We start from the raw sequence: 24,082 nt of genomic DNA, 5'->3' as shown, positions 1-24,082 counted from the left end.
CAGTGGTTACTTATACTTTCTAAAACACACAACTTAACTTAACAACAAGGAAGAGCAAAATAGTGTCTAATTCTAATACTCATATTTTAATTGCCATAGGTTGCTTAGCATTATTATTAATATTTTTAATATATAAGAAAATAGCAGCACGTAAAAAAAATATATTACCTGCTGAAGGAGGTAATATTGATGATTTGCCAAATGTTGCCCTTAATAGTCAAAAACCAGCAAATACAAAGCTAACATTACAAGAAAGAATAGAACTATCTTGGAAATTCCTGTATAATATCACGGAAGTTATTTTAAATAAATTCTCTAAAGAAGATATTATTCAAGTGAATAAATGCGGTCAAGTTTTATTTGAAAATAACGTTAGATATGAACATGTAGTCGATCTTGCAATCCCTCAAGTTAAGTCTCATACTCAAACAGTTGAACAAGAACAATCTAAAGGGAAAAAAGCCTTAGTGGTATAACTCTTTTTTTTGAAAAGTAGTATTTTATACTTTTCTTTAAAGCATGTTTAAAATCAATTATGTTTTTTATGCAATAATTCCTAATAAAGATGAATTAGAGCAATTGGGCGTAATAATTAGTTATAAAATAACAGCAGACTATGTTAGTGAAACACCTATTGATATCGAACAAAATATTGAAAATGCAAAATTTCTCTATTTATATCCTATTTCATGCTCAAAAGCTTATGAAGAGCAGCTTGTATTACGTACAGATGAGGGGAGATATCTACCTTTATATATAATAAATGATAAAGCATCTCGGATGAACAATTACTTCTTGGCAAAATGATTATGCGGCGGCTTACAGCTGATGGCTTTCAAGCTATAAACATTAGAACCTTTAATGGAAAAACAATTAGCAGAATTAGATAGTGATATTTCTATAAAAGGAAGAAAAATTAGTAAGCGAATACAAAAATGTTTAAAAAAGAAAGTTTTTTATCCTATAGCAGAACCGGTATCAGGAAACTCCTATGCACGTTCTAATTATTCAAATTGTCCATCTTGTAAAAAGATTGGCAATTCAAAACAACATTTCATGAAATATTTGATTATAAATGTAATAAATGCTTTTTATTAGGTTATGAACTTCATAGTTAACTTTTTGTTGCCTAGAGATACCTTACATTTCTTAATACAAATCCGTTAACTTGATGCTCCCAGAGTTCCTTAAAAGTGCCGTCTTATACGATCTTGCCTTTATCCATAACAATAATTCTATCCATATGCTTGATAGTAGATAATCTGTAGGCTATAGCAATTATTGTTACATTCTCAATATCAAACATGTTATTAATAGATTTTTGTACTTCTTGCTCTGTATGGCTATCAAGGCTTGAAGTTGTTTCATCTAAAACCAAAATTGGAGCATTTTTAAGAATAGCACAGGCAATTGCTATACGTTGCCTCTGTCCGCCACTTAGCTTTACTCCTCCCTCACCGACAATGGTATTATATTTTTCCGGTAAACTTTTGATAAATTCATGGATATTTGCAGCTTTGGCGGCATTTTCTATTTCCCAAGGCAAAGCATTCTCTTTTGCATATCCGATATTCTTACCTACTGAGCGATGAAAAAGCATAATATCTTGAGGAATTAATGATATCTGCTCCCACATAGGCTGTCAGAGGAAGTATCGTAAAGGCTTTGGTTATGGATTATAATATCGCCAATTCCGACTTTAAAATTTTTCAATAATAATACAATTAAAGTGGATTTACCGCTACCTGAATGCCCGACAATACCCACTTTCTCACCGGCTTTAATATGCAAATTAAGAGACTGGCATACACTACTCCCCTCTTTATAAGCACACGATATATCCTTAAATATAATCTCCTCTTTGAAGATTTTTAATTCAGCAGCATTTATCTATAGTATCTTTTGGGATTTACATGATTGTAAAGGCGGAGCGAAACGCTGCTATATCTTCTAAAAAGTCTTTAAGTTCCATAGTGGCATGCCACGAATTTTCAGTAACTAAAAAAGTAAGGGACATAATAAAAGCAATATCGCCGATACTAATTTCACCAAGATTACGTTAAATGAATTACATACACAAATACACCTGTGAAATATACCCAATATACTAAACTGAGTATTATACAAATAATTAAATCATATGACAACAAATACTTTAATATTAGTAAGACCCAGTGCAATACTGGAAAGCAAGGTAATTAATAACGGTTTGCTTAATTGATACTCGATGGCTTGGTACATTTTATAATAATTATCACCTATGCCCCGTACTCTTCCGACGATAGAACCCGGGAAGGTTATTTGGAAAATAAGTATACGGCAAATTAAAACAGTGATTACATATTTTATTCATCATGCCTTGAAAAATATGAGGCATTACTTTAAGTTGCGTAAAGTTATGAGCACGCCAAACACCATCAAGTATAGCTTGTGCTGCTACAAACCATATTATCGGTTTATAACTTTGAGCAAATATAATCTTTTCATTTTGGGTAAATAAATCAAGCAAAAGCTTTACAGCATAATTATATATAATAGGATGAAAGCTGCTTGCAATAGACCCAAGAAGCATCATAACAAAATACATTTATACGGCTTTATAACAGACCATAAAAAAGAAACAGGATAAATTTTGATTTTCATAAGTTGAGAAATGTATGTTATTCTTAGATAAAAGCGGCCTTAATTACATGGCTCGTTTCATATCATACCTGCGTGCCCTTGTTGCATGACTCTTATGTCATTCCCGCGGAAGCGGGAATCCAGTACCTTAAAGCTTTATTTGAAAAGTAAAATTTATAAAAAAATCTTGGTCTAAAAGATTTTTTTTGGAAAGCTCGATTTATCTCGCTTTACCCTGAATTCCCGTCTTCGTGGAAATGACATCGATCCTTAAGTTATCACCCATGCGCGATCAACGAAATGACATTATTGTAGATAATCTATTAATATATTAGTATCAAAGGTAGCTTTCATTCGTTCCACTCATTACGTAATTTAGCCTGATATTCTAAACTATCTAGATTTTTATCTTTCCAGAGTCCAAAAGCGTTTTCAAATACCTTATTATTGTAATCATTACTAGCAATGTAACTAGTTAAAGCTTGCCCAATAATCTTATCTCTTGATATTTTTTTCTTGGATATTTTATCTAGAATTTTAATTTGCGAATCAGCTATATTAATTAATAGTTCTCACATAATCTCCTTAGGATTTTTTCCTAATTGGGATATCATATCCCTATGATACGTATTATTATCTTATATCATCCTTTAGATTTAAAATCTACAAATATTTCTCATTCTCTTCTTTAACCACAGCTATTAACTGCTCAACCGATAATACTTCTTGGTCAGTAGTTCCAAGCCTTCTAATCGCTACTTGTTTATTTTCTTGCTCTTGTTTACCAATTACTGCAATCATCGGTATTTTTTGATTAGAAAACTCACGAATCTTATAGTTAATTTTATCAGGTGAGATATTAAAATCTGTTCTTACCCCGTTATCAATTAAAGCTTTCTGCACTTCCAAAGCGTAATCGTTCAAATCACTGGTAATAGTTGCAATAGCAACCTGCACTGGTGCAAGCCAAAGCGGGAACCTACCTGCATATTCTTCGATCAATATACCAATAAAACGCTCAAGTGAGCCAAGAATCGCTCTATGTAGCATTACGGGTCTTTTTTTCTCTCCGCTTGCTGCAACATAGCTAGCGTCTAACCGCTCCGGCAAAACAAAATCCATCTGAAGCGTACCGCATTGCCATTGCCGCCCTATCGCATCGGTTAATACAAACTCAAGCTTCGGACCGTAAAATGCCCCCTCGCCCGGGTTTAGTGTATAAGTAAACCCTGCTTGTTCTACTGCTTCTTTTAAAGCATTCTCAGCCTTATCCCAAACTTCATCGCTCCCTGCTCTGATTTCAGGACGATCAGAAAATTTTACCTTGACATCAGTAAAGCCGAAATCCTTATAAACTTCAGTCAGTAATTTACAAAAACTAACTGTTTCATCGGTAATTTGTTCTGCAGCACAAAATATATGTGCATCGTCTTGCACTAAACTCCGCACTCTCATTAAACCGTGCAACGCACCGGACGCCTCATTACGATGGCACAAACCAAACTCCGACATACGAAGAGGTAAATCACGATAACTCTTGATACCTTGTTTGAAAATCTGCACGTGGCAAGGGCAGTTCATCGGCTTCAAAGCTAATGTCTTGTCGTCTGTTTCGAATGCAAACATATCATCACGAAACTTTTCCCAATGTCCTGAAGCCTCCCAAAGGCTTTTATCGACCAAAACAGGAGTCTTAACTTCGGTATAACCGTTTTTACGAATCTTTTTCTTAATATACTGCTCAATGGTATTATATATACTCCAGCCTTTATCATGCCAAAATACCATTCCTTGAGCTTCTTCTTGGAAGTGGAATAAATCAAGCTCACGCCCAAGCTTTCTATGATCACGCTTTTCGGCTTCTTCAAGCATCAAGAGGTAACTATCTAGCTGCTCCTTCGTAGCCCAAGCAGTGCCGTATATACGCTGTAACATCTCATTACGACTATCACCTCGCCAATACGCTCCTGCAACTTTCATCAACTTAAAATGCTTAACAACCCCTGTAGAAGGAGAATGCGGACCTCGGCATAGATCAATAAAATTACCTTGCCTGTATAAAGTAATTGGCTCACCTGCCGGGATTGAAGCAATAATTTCGGCTTTATAATGCTCTCCTATCGATTTAAAAAACTCTACGGCTTTATCCCTATCCCATAACTCTCTTGTGACTTTCTCGTTCTTTTGTGAAAGTTCTTGCATTTTAGCTTCTATAACGGCTAAATCATCAGTGGTAAAAGGTTTATCACGAGCAAAATCGTAATAATAACCGTTTTCAATTGCAGGACCAATCGTTACCTGAGTTTCAGGGAATAGTTCCTTTACTGCTTCTGCTGTTAAATGTGCCGCATCGTGCCTTATTATCTCGAGACATTCAGGATCTTTCACAGTTAAAATACGAAGCTTGCAATCATTTTCAATTACGATACTTAAGTCTTTAAGCTCACTGTTTATTTCAGCAACCATGGCTGCTTTAGCAAGTGACATTGAAATTGCATTTGCTACTTCATAGGCGGTAATGTTTTTTGCAAATTGTTTTATACTCCCATCGGGAAAGGAAATGTTAATCATTCTTTTATAACTTATTTTTTCTTCAAATGTTTTACTTGTAGAGCTTATCTCGTAGCTCTTATGTCATTCCTGCAAAAGTAGGAATGACACTTAGACTACTTTCTTTCTTGATCTATCATAGCCATGGCATTCATAAATTCTAATACTCTTGCATCACTAAGGATCTGATCAATAGCTTTATCGTTAAAGGTTAGTCTGGCATCTTGACTTTTTACATCAACTACTAAAGATTCACCGTTTTTTAATTCAGAATTTTTACTAAAAACTTCTATTGCCCTAAAGCCGTATTGCTTTATTACTGAAGATTTTTTCCCTAGATTTAAAGCAAATTCCTTAGCATCTTCTATTTTATTAAGCACTGGTACAATAGCATTATTAGTATAATGCACAAAATTATTTATAACCGCACTCGGATCCGATAATTTTATTACGCTTTCTAGAGTCAGAGGATTATCTATAGTAGGCATATCAATATCAATAGCAAAATTAAAATCATCTATTACAAGATTAGTTTTACCAGATAATTTTTTTGCTTCAGGATCAAACTCACCTTTCAAATTAAATTCGGAATTATTTATTTTTGCAAAAACACCCATTACTCTTTCCCCATCTTCTTGAGTAATAGGGCTAGTTAGTTTAAAAATTTTATCTAACTCAGCTCTTTTGTTTAAACCATTACTAAAGTAGCTTCCTAAAGCTTCAGCTACCGTTTTTTGGTATGTTTCAGAAGGTTCTATAGTAGATTTAATATTTAAAGCAAAATCAAAAATTTTATCTTTTTCTATATTTAATTTATATAAATTACTTTCTACTTTTCCTTTTCTTTCAATATCACAAGCAAATAAAAACGGCTTACCTTTTACTAATTCTCCTAACATCTGCATAAAAATAACAGCATGCATATTCTCATCTTGCTTTTGATCTAGAGAAAAATTTTGAATTAATAATTTTCCAAGAGCTACTAACTCATCACTATATTTTAGTTTTAATTTGGAATTGTAAGAAATAGGTAAATTCAATATATCTAACTTTGTCAAACCATACTCAAAGAAAGCAGTATCAAAGTCATTAGCTATTTGATCTCTCAAAAATTCAAAAATTTTATCATGTAAATTTCTTCTGTAATTTTCAGAAATAAAAGAAACAGTATTTTTTCCATCCAAAATTAACAAATGCAGGTTATCCGATATCTTAGTATTAGTAATTACAGAATTACTAATATCACTCTCTGCTAATTTTTCTGCATCTAGAGAACTATAAAGAGTTGATTTATTGTCACTCAAGCTTAATTTCCAATAATCAGGCTCTCTATTAAACAAAGATTTTCTAAACCAAATTGTTATATGATGATCAGGTGAGTAAAAAATATTTTTTTCATCTTGAGCGGTAGTAATTTTTACATTATTTCCGTAAGAATCAATTTTTGTAATATTCAAAAACGGTATATGTCTAATAACTATTTCATCAAAATAAAAATCTATAGGTTTTAACATTACTTTATTTAAAGTAACACTAAATCCATATTTATTAACTTTTACTGCATCATAAGTTATATATTCTTCATATTTATCAAGAATAGAGATAATATTTTCTTTACTGTGATGTTCAAATTTATAGGCAGCATATCCCCACCCTACTAGGATTAGAGCTATAAAGCTTATTATAATAAATCGTATTTTCATCTTGTTTACTGTAAAAAAATTATTAAAAATCAGAAATGTTGTTCCTGCGTAGACACCTAATCGTCATTGCGAGCAGCCGTAGACTACGTGGCAATCTCGTCAAATATCCTGAGATTGCTTTGTCAATTACTTTGTAATTTTCCTCGCAATGACGAAAAACCGAACTTTGTAATAAAACCTTTAACAGTTCAAAATAGCATATATCGCTTAAAAAATATATTTATTTTTCTTTTAAACGATCAGCTATTAGCTGATATGATTCAAAAACCTTATTTGGTTCTTTTTCGAGCAATTCAAATCCCAATTTTTCATTACTGTTAATATGCCATAATCTACAATTATCCGGACTAATTTCATCAGTTAACATAATGATAGATTCTTCACCGTTAAACACACGCCCAAATTCTAATTTACACTCAACAAGCCGAATCCCGACACCAATAAATAAACCGCTTAGAAAATCATATATACGCAAAGCCTGCTCTTTTACCGCTTTAATTTCATCCCTAGTTAACCAGCCGAAATTTAATATTTGATACTCATTAACTATCGGATATTTAAATTCACGACTTCGGACCTTAAAATCAATGATAGGTTTATCAAATACATACCCTTCATCCATTCCGAATTCTTTTACAAATCTACTGCACGCTATTGATGATATTATTACTTGTATCGGGAAAACCTCAACATATTGAATTAATTGCTCTCTCATATTTATTTTTTCGATAAAATGATTTTCAATGCCGATCATTTCCAGTTTATCCATTAGAAAGGAAGAAATATTATTATTAAGTACTCCTTTACCTGATATATCAATAGTCTCACCTGTTTCTAAAATAGCCTTATCGGAAAAAGCCATTATAAGTAAAAAATCTTCTTCGGCAGAATATAAAATTTTACTTGAACCTTCATATAATTTTTTTTTCATTTATTTGTCTCAAAATTCATTTTCCTCATCATTGTGAGAAAATTACGCAGTAATTGACGAAGCAATCTCAGGAGCTATTATTTCATGAGATTGCCACGCATCCTACGGCCGCTCGCAATGACGACTCTGGTATCCACACAAGCATATCATTAAAATCCCTGAAGATCATTCGGACCGATAATAGCCGACGTAGTAGTACCACTAAATATTTTATTTGCCGTATTAATAATATCATCAGCTTTTATGCTCATGATAATTTCCATAATCTCTTCAGGAGAAATATATTTATCGAAAACAGAATAATTTTTACCTATTTCTTCTGACTTATAGGTATTTTTCTCTTGAGCCATTTGTAAATTACTACGCAGTTGTGTTTTAGCTCTAAGAATCTCTTCTGTGCTTACTTGTTCAGTCACTTTTATTATTTCGTTTTTAATCTCTCTATATAATAATTCTAATTTATCATGTGCAGTGGATGCATAAATTGTAAACACTCCACTATCAAAATAAGCACTATTATAACTACCTACTGCATATGCTAAACCTAATGTCTCACGAATACTTTGAAATAAACGCGATGACATGCCGCCACCAAATATTATAGAAAGTAGATGAGTTTGGTAAAGCTTTTCTAAATTAATATATGATGTACCTTCAAACCCTAGCAATAAACTAGTTTGCTCTAACTCCTTATTAATAAAGCCGTGTCCGCCTATATATTTTGCCGGAATAAAGCTACTTTTTACTCCTTGCTTCAAAGAAGAAAATAACTGTTCCGCTATAATTACTATTTTATCATGAGCAATATTACCGGCAATTGATAAATAGAGATTTTCAGTATTATAATGTTTATCTATAAAATTAAAAAAATGTTCTTTCGTAAAAGTTGCAAGGGTTTTAGCAGTGCCTAAGATTGACTTACCCAACGGTTGTTCTCTATAAACTTTATTATAAAATTTCTCATATACTAGATCATCTGGATTATCCTGATGATGAGCAATTTCCTGCATGATCACCTGATATTCCTTAGCTATTTCCTCATCAGCAAAAATAGAATTTTGAATTATATCGGCAAGTATATTAAGTGCTTTATCACAATTTTCAGACAAGACTCGTGCATAATATACCGTATTCTCATGACCGGTATAGGCATTAAAATGCCCGCCTATAGAGTCAAACTCTTCCGCTATCTGTTTTGCCGTTCTAGTTTTTGTACCTTTAAAAGCCATATGCTCAAGAAAGTGAGATATGCCGTCCTCTTCTGCATTCTCATAACGTGCTCCAACTTTAGCAATTAAATTTATTGCTACCGAATTAACATAAGGCATATTATATGTTAAAATTGTTAAACCGTTTTTTAATTTACTAACATTAAAATTTTCTTTCATAATTTATCTTTTATTTTCTAAATCGTCATTGCGAGGAGATGCATAGCATCGACGTGGCAATCTCAGGAATTTTATATTACTTCATGAGATTGCCACGCTCTTTATAGTCGCTTGCAATGACGTTTTTTGATTTAAGCGATGACTCTCTTAACTTCGTAAGCCTTAGAAATCTTGCAAAAGCAAAAATTATTGAATCTACAAAACCGTCAAAACCAAATACAAAATAGCGTCTGATAAAAAACGCTTTAAAAAACCACCATATCATTTCAGTTGTTAAACGAAAATTTGAAAGCTTTTTTCCTTGCTTAACTAAATCTTTTACTTGCTCGCTAGAATAAAAATTTGCTTTAGTGACCAACTGCTCAATTGAAGTACCCGAATAATGATAAGCAGCTTCATTTAATAGATAAATTTTACCTGCAAAATCAACATCTTTATTAAATATTACCGAATCATGAGTAGTACTATTTACGGTATTTGCAAAGCTTGCAAATTTTTTATTATACAACCGAGTACATTTATTAAATGGAGCAAACATTCGTGGCTTTTGGTCATTACGATGCATTATTAATAGCTTTATTTGATAAGCTAAATAACGATCTTGATTATGAGAGGCAAAAATATACTCTATTTCGTCTTGTAACTCTTTAGACAACTCCTCATCGGCATCAATATTAAGAACCCAATCATTTACGCAAAGACTTTCGGCAAAAGATTTCTGTCCTACATAACCAAGCCACGGTTTTATTACTACCTTTGCTCCTAATTTTTCAGCTATTGCTACCGTATCATCAGTACTTTCGCTATCGACTACTATCACCTCATCAGTAATATTTTTTACGCTATTTATAGCTCGTGCTACCCTTGCGGATTCATTTTTGGTAATAATAAATGCTGAGATTTTTTCAGTTAATGATTTATTCATAATGCGTATACATTCTAAGAATTTTTACAACTTTTTCTTGTTTATAAACTTCATAAACCAACCTATGTTGAATATTAATTCTTCTTGAATAGCAACCACTAAAGTCACCAACAAACTTTTCATATGGAGGGTAATTTTTCCAAGGATCAATACTAACTATGTTTAATAAAACTTCTACTTTATTCTTTAAACCAGCTTGCACTATTTTCTTAGCATCTTTTTGTGCTTGTGTAGTATAACGAATTATATACATTTAATATACATTTATAAAAAATTACCAATTTAATTTATCGCTACACTTTGCTATAGGCTCTGCTCGTCCTTCAATTATAGACTTATGCATATTTGGAATAGATAATAAATATAAAGTTTCTTCCATATTACGATAATCTTCTTCTGAAATTATAACTACATTATTTCTTTTACCTTTAATATAAACAGGTTTGTGTACATCAGAAACATAATCTATAAGTTTATAAAGCTTACTTCTTGCTTCGCTTGTATTATATATTTCCATTATTTTTTCTTTATAGTTAGTGAGACTTAATATTAATAACGTACTATAAACAGTACGTTTTGTCAAGGTTATATTCCTACTATCACCCTAAACACCAGCTTAACTACATAAGTTAAAAGTAATGTGGATAATAATCCGTTAAGCCATAGGATAATAAACCATTGCCACCCTTTGAGACAAGAGGTTATTTTTTTAAATTTTTTAATATATTGGATGATGAGATGATTTGCCACGGAATATATAATAACAATAGAATGTGTAGCCAAGTATGACAGGTAGGAATATCCCCGCCCCTATCAACAGTAAAGACTGTGACTCCGGTGCTGCTGCTGCGGTTTCAAGCGTAACTTTATAAGGAACGATATATGGCCATATGCTTATCGCAAGCCCTAAATATCCTAATAAAAATAACAAGATCGTATAAATAAACGGCTTTACTTCTTTTTTCTGCTTGATGGCTTTAATTAACTTGATAAATATTAAAGCAGTTACAATAGGTACAATAGATAAATAGTAAATATTAGGTACACTAAACCAACGATGATTTATGTGGTTATTTAAGAAAGGAACCCATAAGCTTACAAGCCCCATAAAAAGTGCAACGTAAAATAAAATATATAAAGCAGATTTATAAGCCCAATCTTGTGTTGTCTTTTCTGTTTTCAGAATAAGCCAAGTAGCACCCAAGAGTGCATAACCGAATATTAATGCTATCCCCGTCATAACGGAAAAGGGAGTAAGAAAATCAAAGCTCCCTCCTGCAAATTCTCGTCCTTCTATCTCTATTCCTTGGACAAACGTACCAAGCATTAAACCTTGACAAAAAACAGCAAGCATAGAACCGAAATGAAAAGCGTAATCCCAAATATAATGATGACCTATATGAGCCTTAAAACGGAATTCAAAAGCTACACCACGAAATATTAGACCGAGTAACATCAATATAATAGGAATATATAAAGCCGGCATTAATAGCGAATATGCCAACGGGAAAGCCGCAAATAAACCACCGCCGCCAAGTACTAACCAAGTTTCGTTACCGTCCCAAAAAGGAGCAATAGAATTGATCATTTTATGACGGCAATTATCGGTAGGTGCAAACGGAAATAAGATTCCTACTCCTAAATCAAAACCGTCTAATAAAACATATAAACAAATAGCGGTAGCTATAAGCCCCCCCCAAACAAGTGGTAAATCTATATAAGGTGCAAAAATTAACATAAGCTTATTACTTTTCTAATAATGGGTTATTCAAACCACTCTCTCCGTACATTTCTTTATTATCTATCGCTTCTATACCTTTCTTTATCAAATGCATTATATAATATATACCCGCTCCGAAAATGATCACATACACTACTATAAAAGCAATTAGAGAAATAAATACATATTTGCCGAGTACCGGTGATACCGTATCCACGGTTTTTAAAATATTATATACTATATAAGGTTGTCTACCTACCTCGGTTACGAACCAACCGGCAAGTACTGCAATAAAACCTGAAGGGGACATTAATATATACCAATATTGAAACCAATGCGTAGTATATAATCTTTTCTTCAAGTAAAGATATAACCCTGCAATACCTGTAAATACCATTAAACAACCAATTCCTACCATAATACGAAAGCTAAAAAATACTACTGCAACCGGCGGGCGCTCTTCTTTTGTCCATTCTTTTAATCCTTTCACTTCACCGTCTAAACTATGCGTTAAGATTAAACTACTAGCATAAGGTATTTCTACAGCATATTTTGTTTTTTCTTCTTCCCAGTCAGGAAAGCCGATAAGATTAAAAGCTGCTCCTTTTTCTGTATTCCAAATACCTTCCATAGCCGAGACCTTGACCGGCTGATATTTAAGAGTATTTAAACCATGCAGATCACCAATAACTATTTGAATAGGTGCAACAATTAACGCCATTAACACTGCCATAAAAAGCATAATTTTAGCATGCTCTTTAGAACGATTATTTAGTAAATAAAAGCTAGCTACACCACCGATAACAAAAGAAGTAGTTAAATAAGCCGCCGTAATCATATGGAAAAAGCGATATGGGAAAGAAGGGTTAAAGATAATTTCTAGCCAATTTAAAGGATAAAAGAATCCTTCGCCTCGCAGTTCAAAACCAGCAGGCGTATGCATCCAGCTACTAGCTGCAAGTATCCAAAAAGCTGAGATTACAGTACCAACAGCAACTATTAACGTAGAAATACAATGTACTTTTTTACTGACTTTATTAAAGCCGAATAACATTATACCTAAAAAAGAAGATTCGAGGAAAAAGGCAGTAAATACTTCAAAACCGAGGAGCGGACCGAGGACATTTCCAACCTTATCTGAAAAATTCGACCAGTTAGTACCGAATTGATAAGACATTACAATGCCCGACACTACTCCCATACCGAAAGTAACGGCAAAAATCTTCACCCAAAATTTGTATATTTCCTGATAAACCGGCTTGTTTGTTTTTAACCATAACCCTTCAATTACCGCTAAAAAGCTTGCAAGCCCTATAGTAAAAGCAGGGAATATTATATGAAAACTTATGGTAAAAGCAAATTGAATCCTTGATAATAACCCTTGATCAAATTCCATATTTAGACTGCTGTTTTAAGATAATAAGCTTTGTGATAATAACCATATACTCCCAGTGTTAGATAGAGTACCACAATACCTTATAGGATGACGTAGCCAATTTTTCAAATTAAACGAGTATACAGTATTTGATTTAATCATCCACCTTTGCTATTATTAAATTCTATCTGATTAGTTTTAACAAATTTTCCTTTTTCGGAGTTCCAATTATAATGAACATTTACGATTCTTACTTCTGTAACATTAATATCACCATTGGGCAATTGCGTTACATCATACCCTTTTCGGATAGAATCTGTAATTAATAAACTTGCTTGACAAATATATTTTACATCAAAGAACGGAGAATCGTCTTCTTCCTTAGACTTTTCTTGTTCTTCTAAAAAATTATTGGATAATTCTTTTTCTTGCATTTCTAATGATGTTGAAGTTATTTTCTGAATTTTGTAGCATTATTTAAGGTAAGAAGCAAGGCCTGTTTATTGTTTTTCCACAGATTTAATATTTCTAGGTATATTTTTACAAAATAATTAAATTAAAATATGCTCCAAAATAACACGCATTAATATATTATTTTAAAATCGAGGTACATTATCGTGATAAAATACCCTACTTTATCTAAATCAACATTTAGCTTAGGTATTTATTTTTTAAAATTCGATAAAGTTAAAATGACTTTATTGACTATAATTTGTATTTTACTCGGTATGATTCCAGCGATTGATAGTATATTACTTCAGAAAATCATTGATTTAATAGAATCTTTCAGCGATGAGAACACTAATAATCTTTTATCTGCCATGATTTACTGGGCAGTATTTTATGCTCTGTGGTGGGAGAGTATTAATATAGCATATCGTTCATATGATTATTTGTATCTCAAGACTATACCCGTAATAAAAGGGAAAATACTAAATGAACTTTATAATTATACCCAATATCATAGCCATAAATTCTTTCAGGATAATCTAGCAGGACATATTAGCAATCGTATTACCGAAACTGCAAGATCGTTTGAGATGATTATTTCAATATTTGGTGAAAAAATTCTTCGTAAACTCGCTATTATTGTATTTGCATTAATTGCTTTATATTCGGTATATTACGTTTTTGCTACGATATTTATTTTATGGATTATGGTTTTTTTAGGACTTAGTGTTCTTTTCTCGGATAAAATCAATAAATACTCATTAAATTATGCTAGAAGCCAATCTTTTGTTGCCGGTAGTATCGTAGATGCAATTAGCAACATTAATGCGGTTAGAATGTTTACAGCCCATAAATTTGAACGTCAACATCTAGAAACAAGAGTAGAAAATGCCATAGCCGATGAGCAAACTATGCAATTCTTTATGTTCAAATTGCGTTATGCTCTTGGGACTTCTTGTTCAATAATGATTTTTATAATGATTTATTATTTATCTAAACTTCGTAGCGAATTATCTATAAGCATAGGTGATTGCGTATTAGTGCTAACATTATGTATAAATGTAGCAGACGATATTTGGGATTTAACGCAAGAAATCGGTGATATATTCGAGCAGGTCGGGGCATTTAATCAAGGCTTATCTTTAATGGCACCGCATATTATAACTGATATTGAAAACGCTACTCCATTAGATATCAAAGAAGGGATTATTGAATTTAGAAATGTTACATTTAATTATCATCATAATAACAATCTATTTTATAATAAATCGGTATTAATACCGAGTAAACAAAAAGTAGGACTAGTTGGATTTTCAGGTTCAGGGAAAACCACTTTTATTAGTTTACTCACTAGGTTACATGATATAGAAGAAGGAATGATTTTAATAGATAATCAAAATATTAAAAACGTAACTCAAGATTCTTTAAGAAAAGCCATTAGCCTTATACCTCAAGAACCGGTGCTTTTTCATCGTACCATTTTGGACAATATCAGATACGGGAAAAAAGAAGCTACTCTTGAGGAGGTGATAGAAGCAGCAAAAGCTGCACATATTCATGATGTTATCGATAATCTACCGGACGGTTACAATACTATGTGCGGTGAACGGGGGAATAACTTATCAGGTGGCCAGCGTCAAAGAATTATCATAGCAAGAGCTATCTTAAAAAATGCTCCTATTTTAATTCTCGATGAAGCAACAAGTAGCTTAGATAGCGAGACAGAAAGCCTGATTCAAGAGTCAATAGATTATTTAATGCAAAATAAAACCGTGATAGTTATTGCCCACAGATTATCTACTTTACTCAATATGGATAGAATTTTAGTTTTTGAAAAGGGAAGTATAATCGATGACGGTAACCATGCAGAATTACTAAAAAATAGTAAGCTATATCAAAAATTATGGGACTCTCAAGTTAAAGGGTTAATAGTGTGAGGAGGTATTACCCATGTTTTATGTCATTCCTGCTTTCGCAGGAATGACATAATACCAGCCTCAATCCTTAAATTAAATCATTATGAGCCACTATTTTTCCTGTTGCTGCAACTTGAAGTAGTCCATAATCTGTCATCGCTTTTATTGCACTCTCAAGTAATTCTATCCTATCTGTAGCGTTACTATCAATAATATCTTCAATTTTTAAAATGCATAAAAACTCTAAAGGCGGTATCAATTTAGCTATCTTTTCTCCTAATTCTATTAATGGTTGTTTTATAGAATTATCCGAATCCAAACTCATTTGATTTGAAAATTTATATAGTTCTAATAGGCTTTTAATATACTCATCCTTAGAAACATCTTTTGCAACCGGTAATATTGCTACTTTCCATTGAATAAATGCAGCTAAATCTTTCTTGTCAATAGCCTTAATTTTCTTGTAATCATTCTTACGAAATGCGGATTCAAGCGTTAAAAGAGCTTTCAGAGGTTCATAAATTGCTTCCTTGTCATGGACCATTTGACCGTCAGGATCGAGTATATCCGGATTAGCACCGTATTGTAAAAATACTTTTACTATATCTGTACTCTGCTTCCTATCATGAAGCTCTCTAGTTAGGTCTACTAAACTTTTAAATGCGTTTTTTTCACAACGCATAAATTCCATATTAGCACCATAAGCAAGCAATTTAGTTACCATGGCTATATTTTTAGGTATAGGAACATACATATTTCTAAATAAGTCATATTGTCACCTGTTACGTAATTAGGATCCGCACCATTTTCAATTAGAAATGCGGCCATATCAAAATGTTGAGCTGTTAGGGCAGTATGAATTATATTTGCACCTTTTGCAAGTAGAAGCCTTACTATCCCTTTCTGATTATTATGACACGCAAAATATAAAAAAGATTTAGCCTCACCTTCCAATGTATATACTTCTGTATTTGGATCAATATTTAAAGCGGTTAACATACTATCAACTAAATCATAATCACCTTGACAAATTGCTTTAACTATAAGCAGTGTCAGGAAATCTTGCTATTTTATCTACAGTGCAGTATGCCATATTGTACACACTAGAAATATTTGTATTTGGATCTTCAATCAAAGCTTTGAATTCTTTGACAAAATTTTCTCTAAAAAATTCATATCTTTTTATTTTATATATATTATTAAATCCCATATTTTATCTTTACTGCTTAATATCTCATGAAATTTATTTCTAATTATATCATCGGTTATCATAGTATTTCCCTTAATGATTCAATTGATAGTATTTTGTATCATACAGAAAAAAATCATTTTATCAACAAATAGTTGATTTATTAGTAAGCAATCAATAAACTAAAATATTATATTAAATATTGTCATATGCTGTTATAATCACTTTTTTAGCCACTAATATTTAAACAATGAAACTATCTGATTTTGACTTTGATTTACCAAGCGAACTGATCGCACAATATCCATCTAGTGAACGTGATAACTCAGATTTACTAATTGCTGTTACGCCGCCTATTAAAACCAAATTCTACAACATAATAGATTACTTAAAAGAAGGGGACTTATTAGTCTTTAATAATAGTAAGGTAATAAAAGCAAAGTTAAATTTGGGGAAAAATATTACAATAAATTTGAATCAAAAATTATCAGATGATAGTTGGTCGGCTTTTGCTAAACCAGCTCGAAAGCTTCATGTCAATGATGAATTTTATTTTGATAATCATAAGGTAATTATTACCGAAAAACTTGCAATGGGTGAGATTAAAGTAAAATTTGAGCTTAATGATATTTCTGTATTTGAGTTCTTAAATAAATACGGTGAGATGCCGCTACCGGTTTATATTAGGCGTTCACACTCATTATGTCATCCCGTGGCTACAACCACAGGATCCAAAAAATATTTAAATAATGACTGGATACCGTGGTCAAACCACGGTATGACAAACACTCAAAACGACAACGACCGCTATCAAACTGTCTATAGCCAAATAGAAGGTTCAGTTGCAGCACCGACAGCAGGCTTGCATTTTACAAAGGATATACTTGATAAGCTTAAGGCAGAAGGCATACAAGCTACATTTTTAACATTACATGTGGGAGCTGGAACTTTTTTACCTGTAAAAACCGAAAATATTCATGAACATAAAATGCATACCGAATATTGCTCTATTACTCCTGACACTGCTGAAATCATCAATAAAGCAAAGCAAGAAGGGAAACGTATTATCGCAGTCGGCACTACAACACTTAGAACACTTGAGAGTTCTTGCAATAACGGCATCATAAAAGCAGGTAGCTTTGAAACTGATATTTTCATAACCCCAGGTTTTAAATTTCAAACAGCCGATATGCTACTTACTAATTTCCATTTTCCTAAATCTACTTTATTTATGCTTATATGTGCTTTTGCCGGATTTAAAGAGATGCATGCATTATATAAATATGCTATAAAAGAAGCAATGCGTTTTTTTAGCTATGGCGATGCAACACTTTTATGTAGGAAATGATAATCACAACCGTCATTGCAAGTGATTAAAAGGAGTGTGGCAATCTAACAAAAATAACAAAAAAATGCTAAAGGTTAGCATTTTTCACTGGATACCGTGATCAAACCACGGTATGACGGAGGCGGAATTGATCCACGCAACAAAGCCTTCCTGCTTTTAGCTAGGAACAACATTTTAGAAAAAACCTATAACAAACTAGATAAAAAATATTTTGGATGATTAAATCCTCTACTTCATTAATACGAGATTCAAAACAAACTGCTTTACGAGAAGAATTAAAACAGCTGGCAACAGCACTTAATAAGCCTAAAAGTTTATTCAAATTCTTTAATCAAAACAACTTAAAAAACGGAATTTATTTATACGGTCCAGTGGGCAGCGGTAAAACTATGCTCATGAATTCTTTTTTTGAAGAATTAACCACACCTAAAATAATCATACATTATCAAAACTTTATGCAGGAAATTCATAAATCTATGCATAAATTACAAACAGCAAATCAGAAAGATATTATCCCTAAAATTGCTAAAAACTATGCTAAACAAACCAAAGTGTTATGTATAGATGAGTTTGAAATTAAAGATATTACTGATGCAATGATAATCGGTAGATTATTTAATGAATTAATAAAGCAAAATATTTTTATTTTTATAACTTCTAACACAAGTCCCAATAATCTGTACAAAGACGGATTACAACGAGAATCTTTCTTACCTTTTATAAAGATAATCAATAATACATTTTATGTTAAATATCTAGATAATCACCATGATTATCGATTTGATAAAGCGTTAGGAGTTAAAGAGGCAAGGATAATTTATCCTTTAACTGTAGAAAACCAAAACAAACTTGAAAAAATTATCACAGATATTAGTGATAATAATCTTGCTCCTCAAAATATACAGATTCTAGGTAGAGAAATATCCTTTCAAAAAGTGTATCAAAGAATATTAGTAACAGATTATAATGAATTATTTACAAGAGACTTAAGCTATATCGATTATGTTAATATTTGCCAAAATTTCAACGTTATTATAGTGGGGGATGTTCATACTATCGATGCTAACGATACAAATACAGCCGTTAGATTTATCAACTTTATCGATAATGCCTATTTCTATAAAATACTCTTATTTATAAGCCTAGAAGATAACCCAAATAAAATATATCAAGGTTCAGCACGAGCCACAGAATTTAAACGTACTATTTCAAGACTAAATGAAATGAATAGCGAATCTTATTTATTAAATAATGATTTTAAAAATTAACTTCCTTAAGAGGTTGAAATGAATATTATAGTAAATCACCTTAAATTAGGTGAGATTTATAAGATTTTATTTTTTTAAGAATATGGCGAATACTGTTAATGCTAACCCATTTACGGTATGAGATATATTTTTAAAAAATTAAAAGATAAAATAGAAATCTCACCTAATTTAAGGTGATTTACTATATTCTTTCAAAAATTTTATCAATTTTCGCTAAAAAGCTCTTTAATTACTAATTAAAATTTATTTCCTCTAAGAAACTTAATAAATTCATCAATATTGATCTTTATATCGTCTTCTAAAGGCTCTTCTGTTGTCTGATTTACATAAAAAGGTAATAATCGTATTTTATCGTATGCTTTACTATTATCTTTAATAAAAATATTTCCTAAATCTTTTTTTAACTATAAAGGCAAAGGCGTACCTTTTACTGGAATAAACGGTACAGATGGAACAATTAGTCTAGTAGCTTGAATTATACAGTCACTCGGTATATTTAAATAATTTAATACTATTTCTAATGACTTAATTTGCCATGAATATTTTAAATTATTAATATAGATACGATCATATTCAAGAACTGATTCTTTTAATATAATTAATCTAGGCAAAATTTGTAGTAGCCAATGATACCAATTTTCAGAATCAGAAGATGAAATTACTGCTAATTTTCCATTAAAATATAAAGGATTTGCAGTATTAATATCTCGTTTTTTTAATAAACGATGTTGATCACCTAAGCTTGTTTGAGTATTGCGTAAGCATTACTAATATAGAGAAAGGTAAAAATTATGTATATAAAATATCTCATAAAGAGAAAAAAAGATAATTAAAATTTGCATTGCAAGCTTGGCAGCGACTTACTCTCCCATGCCTTATGACATAGTACCATTAGCGCTATGAGGTTTCACGTTCGAGTTCGGGATGGGATCGTGTGTTTCACTCATGCTATAACCACCAAGCTAGCAATACAAACTTTTAAAAAGAGAGATTTGTATTATAGTTTGCTATTAATGTTGTTGCACGACTCAAAAAAAATTCTTAACATCATATCTTAACTTTTACTACGATACTCAGCAAAATAATTTTCGCTGGATATAGTTATACAATAACATTTTTATTAGTTGATAAAGCTATTTAACCTGATAACTTTGTGAATAGATACTACACTCTTATAGCATTAACACTATATGCATATGTAATCTCACAGCAAAGTAAATCAATCGAGCTATTAGTATCGGTTAGCTACACACATTACTGTGCTTCCACACCCGACCTATCAACGTGGTGGTCTTCCACGGCTCTAATGGGGAAGTCTAGTTTTGAGGTGGGTTTCCTGCTTAGATGCATTCAGCAGTTATCCCTTCCGTACTTAGCTACCCAGCTGTGCCGTTGGCACGACAACTGGTCCACCAGGGGTACGTCCACCTCGGTCCTCTCGTACTAAAGGCAGATCCTCTCAAACTTCCTACACCCACGGCAGATAGGGACCGAACTGTCTCACGACGTTCTAAACCCAGCTCACGTACCACTTTAATCGGCGAACAGCCGAACCCTTGGGACCTTCTCCAGCCCCAGGATGTGATGAGCCGACATCGAGGTGCCAAACGATTTCGTCGCTATGGACGCTTGGAAATCATCAGCCTGTTATCCCCGGAGTACCTTTTATTCGTTGAGCGATGGCCCTTCCACTCGGGACCACCGGATCACTATGACCGACTTTCGTCTCTGCTCGTCTTGTCAGACTCGCAGTCAGGCTAGCTTATGCCATTGCACTCTAAAAGTTGATTTCCGACCAACCTGAGCTAACCATCGCGCGCCTCCGTTACTCTTTGGGAGGCGACCGCCCCAGTCAAACTACCCACCATGCATTGTCTCGGATCCTGATTCAAGGATCTCGGTTAGATGTCAAGAACCAAAAGGGTGGTATCTCAAGGGTGACTCCACAAAAGCTGACGCCTTCGCTTCGTAGTCTCCCACCTATCCTGCACATCTGATTCCTAACACCAGTGCAAAGCTATAGTAAAGGTTCACGGGGTCTTTCCGTCTGACCGCGGGAACTCCGCATCTTCACGGAGAATTCAATTTCGCTGAGTCGATACTGGAGACAGTGGGGAAATCGTTACGCCATTCGTGCGGGTCGGAACTTACCCGACAAGGAATTTCGCTACCTTAGGACCGTCATAGTTACGGCCGCCGTTCACTGGGACTTCAATTCAGAGCTTGCACCCCTCCTTTTAATCTTCCAGCACTGGGCAGGCGTCAGACCCTATACGTCGTCTATTGACTTTGCAGAGCCCTGTGTTTTTAATAAACAGTCGCTACCCCCTAGCTTGTGCCACCTGCATATGGTTGCCCATATACAGGTCATCTTTCTTCCGAAGTTACAGATGCAATTTGCCTAGTTCCTTCAGCATCGTTCTCTCAAGCGCCTTGGTATACTCTACCTGTCCACCTGTGTCGGTTTCGGGTACGGTCTATAATGAAGGTGTTATTTCCTGGAAAATATTCACTGCACAATCAATCCAATAAGACTGTACAATTTACTATTTTCGTCACATCCTTCAGGTTCAGGAATATTAACCTGATTCCCATCGATTACGCCTTTCAGCCTCATCTTAGGGGCCGACTAACCTTGCGCAGATTAACTTTACGCAAGAACCCTTGGACTTTCGGCGAGAATGTTTCTCACATTCTTTATCGCTACTTATGTCAGCATTCTCACTTCCGATACCTCCAGCAAACCTTACGGTTCACCTTCGCAGGCTTACGGAACGCTCCGCTACCATTTATGCCAAATGCATAAACCCGCACCTTCGGTACATGACTTGAGCCCCGTTACATTGTTGGCGCAAGAAAACTTATTTAGACTAGTGAGCTATTACGCTTTCTTTAAATGATGGCTGCTTCTAAGCCAACATCCTAGTTGTTTTGGTCTTCTCACATCCTTTAACACTTAGTCATGATTTAGGGACCTTAGATGGCGGTCTGGGCTTTTTCCCTCTCGACTATGGACCTTAGCACCCATAGTCTGTCTGCTATGCTGTACTCATCGACATTCGGAGTTTGATTGAGTTTGGTAAGTCTGTGGGACCCCCTAGCTCATTCAGTGCTCTACCTTCGATGGTAATCGCTATAACGCTCTACCTAAATAGATTTCGCGGAGAACCAGCTATATCCGAGTTTGATTGGCCTTTCACCCCTAACCACAGCTCATCCCCTACTTTTTCAACAGTAGTGGGTTCGGTCCTTCAGTGGATTTTACTCCACTTTCAACCTGGCCATGGCTAGATCACCCGGTTTCGGGTCTAATTCATCTAACTAAACGCCCTATTCAGACTCGCTTTCGCTACGCCTACACCTAACGGCTTAAGCTTGCTAGATAAACTAAGTCGCTGACCCATTATACAAAAGGTACGCCGTCACAAGACATATAAATACGCTTGCTCCGACTGCTTGTAAGCATTTGGTTTCAGATACTATTTCACTCCCCTTGTCGGGGTACTTTTCACCTTTCCCTCACGGTACTTGTTCACTATCGGTCACTAGAGAGTACTTAGGCTTAGAGGGTGGTCCCCCTATGTTCAAACAGGATTTCACGTGTCCCGCCTTACTCAAGGACTTCAAACTTTTTACCTATACGGGACTATCACCCTCTATGGTCAACCTTTCCATGTTGTTTTAGTTATTTTTTTGAAGCCACTGGCCTGGTCCGCGTTCGCTCGTCACTACTAACGGAGTCTCGGTTGATGTCCTTTCCTCCAGCTACTTAGATATTTCAGTTCGCTGGGTTTGCCTCATATAGCTATGTATTCACTATACAATACCTAATAAATTAGGTAGGTTTCCCTATTCGGAAATCTTCGGATCAAAGTTTATTCGCAACTCCCCGAAGCTTATCGCAGCGTATTACGTCCTTCATCGCCTTCTAGTGCCAAGGCATCCACCAAATGCTCTTATTATATTTACTTACGCTTTTAACTTGAGATTACATGATGCATACAGAATTAATTTCACAATTATTTTCAGTATCTACTCACGATATAAATTTTTATTATCGCGGTGTAATTTAGTTTTTAACTTTATCAACTTTTTAAACAGCTACAAAGTTTTATGTTTCAAACTTTGTGTGATGATTTTATATCTATATTTTTAAAGCTTGTCAAACACTAATTTCAAATAATTTTAATTTTATTTCTTATGAGAGGGCTTAAAGTTATTCTAACCTCTTTTTAAAGTAGGCTTTGTCGGCTTTTTGTTTAGATTTGCGGTCCCTAATTTTGTATCTACCTTACCGCCTAAATCTTCAAACAAAAATCTGCCTTTTTGTAAAACATGATTTACTGCTGTCATGTCTCCTTCTCTGTTTATCAAACCGCTTTGAGTTTTAACCAACAATAATTTACTGTCTTTTCTAAAGACTGGATTTTCATCAATTACAAAATCTTTAGTTATACTTAAATTATCGTTCTTATCAAATTTACCTAAAATATTTTTCTGTAAATCAGTAAATACGGCATGAACGTATAATTTTGAAATTTCTTTTATTTGCTTTGGATCGTTTATATGTTCACTGGCTTTGTTAATAAAGCCGCTAATTTCATATTGAGATGTTTTACCATGTGGAGTGTTTTTCACAAGAAATTAAGTCCCCGTAAGTAGCTTAGTTTGATTCTCTACTTCATCATCTACTATAT

25 protein-coding genes and 2 rRNA genes are annotated in these 24,082 nt (G+C 33.5%); 6 read left to right on the top strand and 21 right to left on the bottom strand.

Going from position 1 to position 24,082, the window contains the following annotated elements; translation table 11 throughout:
• Positions 1-62 precede the first annotated feature (62 nt).
• The 3 genes from ACPKKV_RS02910 to ACPKKV_RS02900 are packed head-to-tail and all read left to right on the top strand — an operon-like array spanning position 63 to position 1,098.
• A complete protein-coding gene (locus ACPKKV_RS02910) occupies positions 63-476 on the top strand; it encodes a DUF2660 domain-containing protein (RefSeq protein WP_392506108.1) in 414 nt (137 codons plus the stop codon).
• A 43-nt stretch (positions 477-519) separates the two neighbouring features.
• Complete coding sequence (locus ACPKKV_RS02905; RefSeq protein WP_392506107.1) at positions 520-807, top strand: hypothetical protein; 288 nt, start codon at positions 520-522, stop codon at positions 805-807.
• Positions 808-861: 54 nt separating this feature from the next.
• Positions 862-1,098 (top strand): hypothetical protein, encoded by a 237-nt coding sequence (locus ACPKKV_RS02900; protein ID WP_392506106.1) that lies wholly within the window; start codon positions 862-864, stop codon positions 1,096-1,098.
• 103 nt (positions 1,099-1,201) lie between these two features.
• Here the strand turns inward: ACPKKV_RS02900 and ACPKKV_RS02895 are convergent, their stop codons facing one another.
• From ACPKKV_RS02895 to ACPKKV_RS02830, 14 genes are all read right to left on the bottom strand, one after another.
• A complete protein-coding gene (locus ACPKKV_RS02895; protein WP_392506105.1) occupies positions 1,202-1,636 on the bottom strand; it encodes an ATP-binding cassette domain-containing protein in 435 nt (144 codons plus the stop codon).
• Positions 1,615-1,767, bottom strand: a complete 153-nt coding sequence (locus ACPKKV_RS02890) for an ATP-binding cassette domain-containing protein (protein WP_392506930.1) — start codon at positions 1,765-1,767, stop codon at positions 1,615-1,617. The genes ACPKKV_RS02895 and ACPKKV_RS02890 overlap by 22 nt, the downstream gene beginning before the upstream one ends.
• A 487-nt stretch (positions 1,768-2,254) precedes the next feature.
• The gene (locus ACPKKV_RS02885) at positions 2,255-2,575 is read right to left on the bottom strand and encodes an ABC transporter ATP-binding protein (RefSeq protein ID WP_392506104.1); all 321 of its coding nucleotides are present in this window, start codon (positions 2,573-2,575) and stop codon (positions 2,255-2,257) included.
• 397 nt (positions 2,576-2,972) lie between these two features.
• Positions 2,973-3,185, bottom strand: a complete 213-nt coding sequence (locus tag ACPKKV_RS02880; RefSeq protein WP_392506929.1) for a hypothetical protein — start codon at positions 3,183-3,185, stop codon at positions 2,973-2,975.
• 100 nt (positions 3,186-3,285) lie between these two features.
• The gene (gene thrS, locus ACPKKV_RS02875) at positions 3,286-5,193 is read right to left on the bottom strand and encodes a threonine--tRNA ligase (RefSeq protein ID WP_392506103.1); all 1,908 of its coding nucleotides are present in this window, start codon (positions 5,191-5,193) and stop codon (positions 3,286-3,288) included.
• Between the two features lie 95 nt (positions 5,194-5,288).
• Positions 5,289-6,875, bottom strand: a complete 1,587-nt coding sequence (locus ACPKKV_RS02870; RefSeq protein ID WP_392506101.1) for a phosphoribosylaminoimidazolesuccinocarboxamide synthase — start codon at positions 6,873-6,875, stop codon at positions 5,289-5,291.
• A 220-nt stretch (positions 6,876-7,095) separates the two neighbouring features.
• A complete protein-coding gene (locus tag ACPKKV_RS02865) occupies positions 7,096-7,806 on the bottom strand; it encodes a phosphoribosylaminoimidazolesuccinocarboxamide synthase (RefSeq protein ID WP_392506100.1) in 711 nt (236 codons plus the stop codon).
• Positions 7,807-7,955: 149 nt separating this feature from the next.
• Positions 7,956-9,194: a M16 family metallopeptidase gene (locus tag ACPKKV_RS02860; protein WP_392506099.1), complete on the bottom strand. Its 1,239-nt coding sequence runs from the start codon at positions 9,192-9,194 to the stop codon at positions 7,956-7,958.
• 76 nt (positions 9,195-9,270) lie between these two features.
• Entirely contained in the window at positions 9,271-10,119 is an 849-nt protein-coding gene (locus ACPKKV_RS02855; RefSeq protein WP_392506098.1) for a glycosyltransferase family 2 protein, read from the bottom strand.
• Entirely contained in the window at positions 10,112-10,372 is a 261-nt protein-coding gene (locus tag ACPKKV_RS02850; RefSeq protein WP_392506097.1) for a Txe/YoeB family addiction module toxin, read from the bottom strand. Before ACPKKV_RS02850 ends, ACPKKV_RS02855 begins: the two co-directional genes overlap by 8 nt.
• A gap of 21 nt (positions 10,373-10,393) precedes the next feature.
• Positions 10,394-10,636, bottom strand: a complete 243-nt coding sequence (locus tag ACPKKV_RS02845) for a type II toxin-antitoxin system Phd/YefM family antitoxin (RefSeq protein ID WP_004996433.1) — start codon at positions 10,634-10,636, stop codon at positions 10,394-10,396.
• Positions 10,637-10,837: 201 nt separating this feature from the next.
• Positions 10,838-11,857, bottom strand: a complete 1,020-nt coding sequence (gene cydB, locus ACPKKV_RS02840) for a cytochrome d ubiquinol oxidase subunit II (RefSeq protein WP_392506096.1) — start codon at positions 11,855-11,857, stop codon at positions 10,838-10,840.
• 7 nt (positions 11,858-11,864) lie between these two features.
• Positions 11,865-13,235, bottom strand: a complete 1,371-nt coding sequence (locus tag ACPKKV_RS02835; protein WP_392506095.1) for a cytochrome ubiquinol oxidase subunit I — start codon at positions 13,233-13,235, stop codon at positions 11,865-11,867.
• A 137-nt stretch (positions 13,236-13,372) separates the two neighbouring features.
• The gene (locus tag ACPKKV_RS02830) at positions 13,373-13,648 is read right to left on the bottom strand and encodes a DUF2671 domain-containing protein (RefSeq protein ID WP_392506094.1); all 276 of its coding nucleotides are present in this window, start codon (positions 13,646-13,648) and stop codon (positions 13,373-13,375) included.
• Between the two features lie 183 nt (positions 13,649-13,831).
• On the opposite strand from ACPKKV_RS02830, the gene ACPKKV_RS02825 reads away from it, so the two are divergent.
• Positions 13,832-15,601, top strand: a complete 1,770-nt coding sequence (locus ACPKKV_RS02825; protein ID WP_392506093.1) for an ABC transporter ATP-binding protein — start codon at positions 13,832-13,834, stop codon at positions 15,599-15,601.
• 67 nt (positions 15,602-15,668) lie between these two features.
• Here ACPKKV_RS02825 and ACPKKV_RS02820 read toward each other — a convergent pair whose 3' ends face one another.
• The 3 genes from ACPKKV_RS02820 to ACPKKV_RS02810 are packed head-to-tail and all read right to left on the bottom strand — an operon-like array spanning position 15,669 to position 16,790.
• On the bottom strand, positions 15,669-16,334 hold the full coding sequence (locus ACPKKV_RS02820; protein WP_392506092.1) for a hypothetical protein: 666 nt from the start codon (positions 16,332-16,334) through the stop codon (positions 15,669-15,671).
• Positions 16,307-16,579, bottom strand: coding sequence for an ankyrin repeat domain-containing protein (locus ACPKKV_RS02815; protein WP_392506091.1), 273 nt, complete (start codon positions 16,577-16,579; stop codon positions 16,307-16,309). The genes ACPKKV_RS02820 and ACPKKV_RS02815 overlap by 28 nt, the downstream gene beginning before the upstream one ends.
• 37 nt (positions 16,580-16,616) lie before the next feature.
• Positions 16,617-16,790: a hypothetical protein gene (locus tag ACPKKV_RS02810; RefSeq protein ID WP_392506090.1), complete on the bottom strand. Its 174-nt coding sequence runs from the start codon at positions 16,788-16,790 to the stop codon at positions 16,617-16,619.
• Between the two features lie 229 nt (positions 16,791-17,019).
• On the opposite strand from ACPKKV_RS02810, the gene queA reads away from it, so the two are divergent.
• Together queA and zapE are read left to right on the top strand one after the other, a co-directional pair.
• A complete protein-coding gene (gene queA, locus ACPKKV_RS02805) occupies positions 17,020-18,117 on the top strand; it encodes a tRNA preQ1(34) S-adenosylmethionine ribosyltransferase-isomerase QueA (RefSeq protein ID WP_392506089.1) in 1,098 nt (365 codons plus the stop codon).
• Positions 18,118-18,332: 215 nt separating this feature from the next.
• The gene (zapE, locus tag ACPKKV_RS02800) at positions 18,333-19,385 is read left to right on the top strand and encodes a cell division protein ZapE (RefSeq protein ID WP_392506088.1); all 1,053 of its coding nucleotides are present in this window, start codon (positions 18,333-18,335) and stop codon (positions 19,383-19,385) included.
• A 404-nt stretch (positions 19,386-19,789) separates the two neighbouring features.
• Here the strand turns inward: zapE and ACPKKV_RS02795 are convergent, their stop codons facing one another.
• From ACPKKV_RS02795 to ACPKKV_RS02780, 4 genes are all read right to left on the bottom strand, one after another.
• Complete coding sequence (locus ACPKKV_RS02795) at positions 19,790-19,996, bottom strand: glycosyltransferase family 61 protein (protein WP_392506087.1); 207 nt, start codon at positions 19,994-19,996, stop codon at positions 19,790-19,792.
• A 236-nt stretch (positions 19,997-20,232) separates the two neighbouring features.
• Positions 20,233-20,347 (bottom strand): 5S ribosomal RNA (gene rrf / locus ACPKKV_RS02790).
• A gap of 248 nt (positions 20,348-20,595) precedes the next feature.
• A 23S ribosomal RNA gene (locus tag ACPKKV_RS02785) occupies positions 20,596-23,356 on the bottom strand.
• Positions 23,357-23,606: 250 nt separating this feature from the next.
• Entirely contained in the window at positions 23,607-24,023 is a 417-nt protein-coding gene (locus tag ACPKKV_RS02780; protein WP_392506086.1) for a hypothetical protein, read from the bottom strand.
• Positions 24,024-24,082: the final 59 nt, after the last annotated feature.

Source organism: Rickettsia finnyi, assembly GCF_049668125.1.
GTDB lineage: Bacteria > Pseudomonadota > Alphaproteobacteria > Rickettsiales > Rickettsiaceae > Rickettsia > Rickettsia kotlanii.
The sequence above is the reverse complement of the archived record's forward strand: the minus strand, read 5'-3'. Positions and strand labels throughout refer to the sequence as shown.

Excerpts from the sequence above, each read along its gene's own strand:
- ACPKKV_RS02810 (WP_392506090.1), bottom strand. The coding sequence starts at position 16,790 with ATGGGATTTAATAATATATATAAAATAAAAAGATATGAATTTTTTAGA.
- thrS (WP_392506103.1), bottom strand. The coding sequence starts at position 5,193 with ATGATTAACATTTCCTTTCCCGATGGGAGTATAAAACAATTTGCAAAA.
- ACPKKV_RS02845 (WP_004996433.1), bottom strand. The coding sequence starts at position 10,636 with ATGGAAATATATAATACAAGCGAAGCAAGAAGTAAGCTTTATAAACTT.
- ACPKKV_RS02885 (WP_392506104.1), bottom strand. The coding sequence starts at position 2,575 with ATGATGCTTCTTGGGTCTATTGCAAGCAGCTTTCATCCTATTATATAT.
- ACPKKV_RS02860 (WP_392506099.1), bottom strand. The coding sequence starts at position 9,194 with ATGAAAGAAAATTTTAATGTTAGTAAATTAAAAAACGGTTTAACAATT.
- ACPKKV_RS02900 (WP_392506106.1), top strand. The coding sequence starts at position 862 with ATGGAAAAACAATTAGCAGAATTAGATAGTGATATTTCTATAAAAGGA.
- ACPKKV_RS02895 (WP_392506105.1), bottom strand. The coding sequence starts at position 1,636 with ATGTGGGAGCAGATATCATTAATTCCTCAAGATATTATGCTTTTTCAT.
- cydB (WP_392506096.1), bottom strand. The coding sequence starts at position 11,857 with ATGTTAATTTTTGCACCTTATATAGATTTACCACTTGTTTGGGGGGGG.
- ACPKKV_RS02855 (WP_392506098.1), bottom strand. The coding sequence starts at position 10,119 with ATGAATAAATCATTAACTGAAAAAATCTCAGCATTTATTATTACCAAA.
- ACPKKV_RS02830 (WP_392506094.1), bottom strand. The coding sequence starts at position 13,648 with ATGCAAGAAAAAGAATTATCCAATAATTTTTTAGAAGAACAAGAAAAG.
- ACPKKV_RS02820 (WP_392506092.1), bottom strand. The coding sequence starts at position 16,334 with ATGTATGTTCCTATACCTAAAAATATAGCCATGGTAACTAAATTGCTT.
- ACPKKV_RS02870 (WP_392506101.1), bottom strand. The coding sequence starts at position 6,875 with ATGAAAATACGATTTATTATAATAAGCTTTATAGCTCTAATCCTAGTA.
- ACPKKV_RS02850 (WP_392506097.1), bottom strand. The coding sequence starts at position 10,372 with ATGTATATAATTCGTTATACTACACAAGCACAAAAAGATGCTAAGAAA.
- ACPKKV_RS02905 (WP_392506107.1), top strand. The coding sequence starts at position 520 with ATGTTTAAAATCAATTATGTTTTTTATGCAATAATTCCTAATAAAGAT.
- ACPKKV_RS02835 (WP_392506095.1), bottom strand. The coding sequence starts at position 13,235 with ATGGAATTTGATCAAGGGTTATTATCAAGGATTCAATTTGCTTTTACC.
- ACPKKV_RS02815 (WP_392506091.1), bottom strand. The coding sequence starts at position 16,579 with ATGTTAACCGCTTTAAATATTGATCCAAATACAGAAGTATATACATTG.
- zapE (WP_392506088.1), top strand. The coding sequence starts at position 18,333 with ATGATTAAATCCTCTACTTCATTAATACGAGATTCAAAACAAACTGCT.
- queA (WP_392506089.1), top strand. The coding sequence starts at position 17,020 with ATGAAACTATCTGATTTTGACTTTGATTTACCAAGCGAACTGATCGCA.
- ACPKKV_RS02865 (WP_392506100.1), bottom strand. The coding sequence starts at position 7,806 with ATGAAAAAAAAATTATATGAAGGTTCAAGTAAAATTTTATATTCTGCC.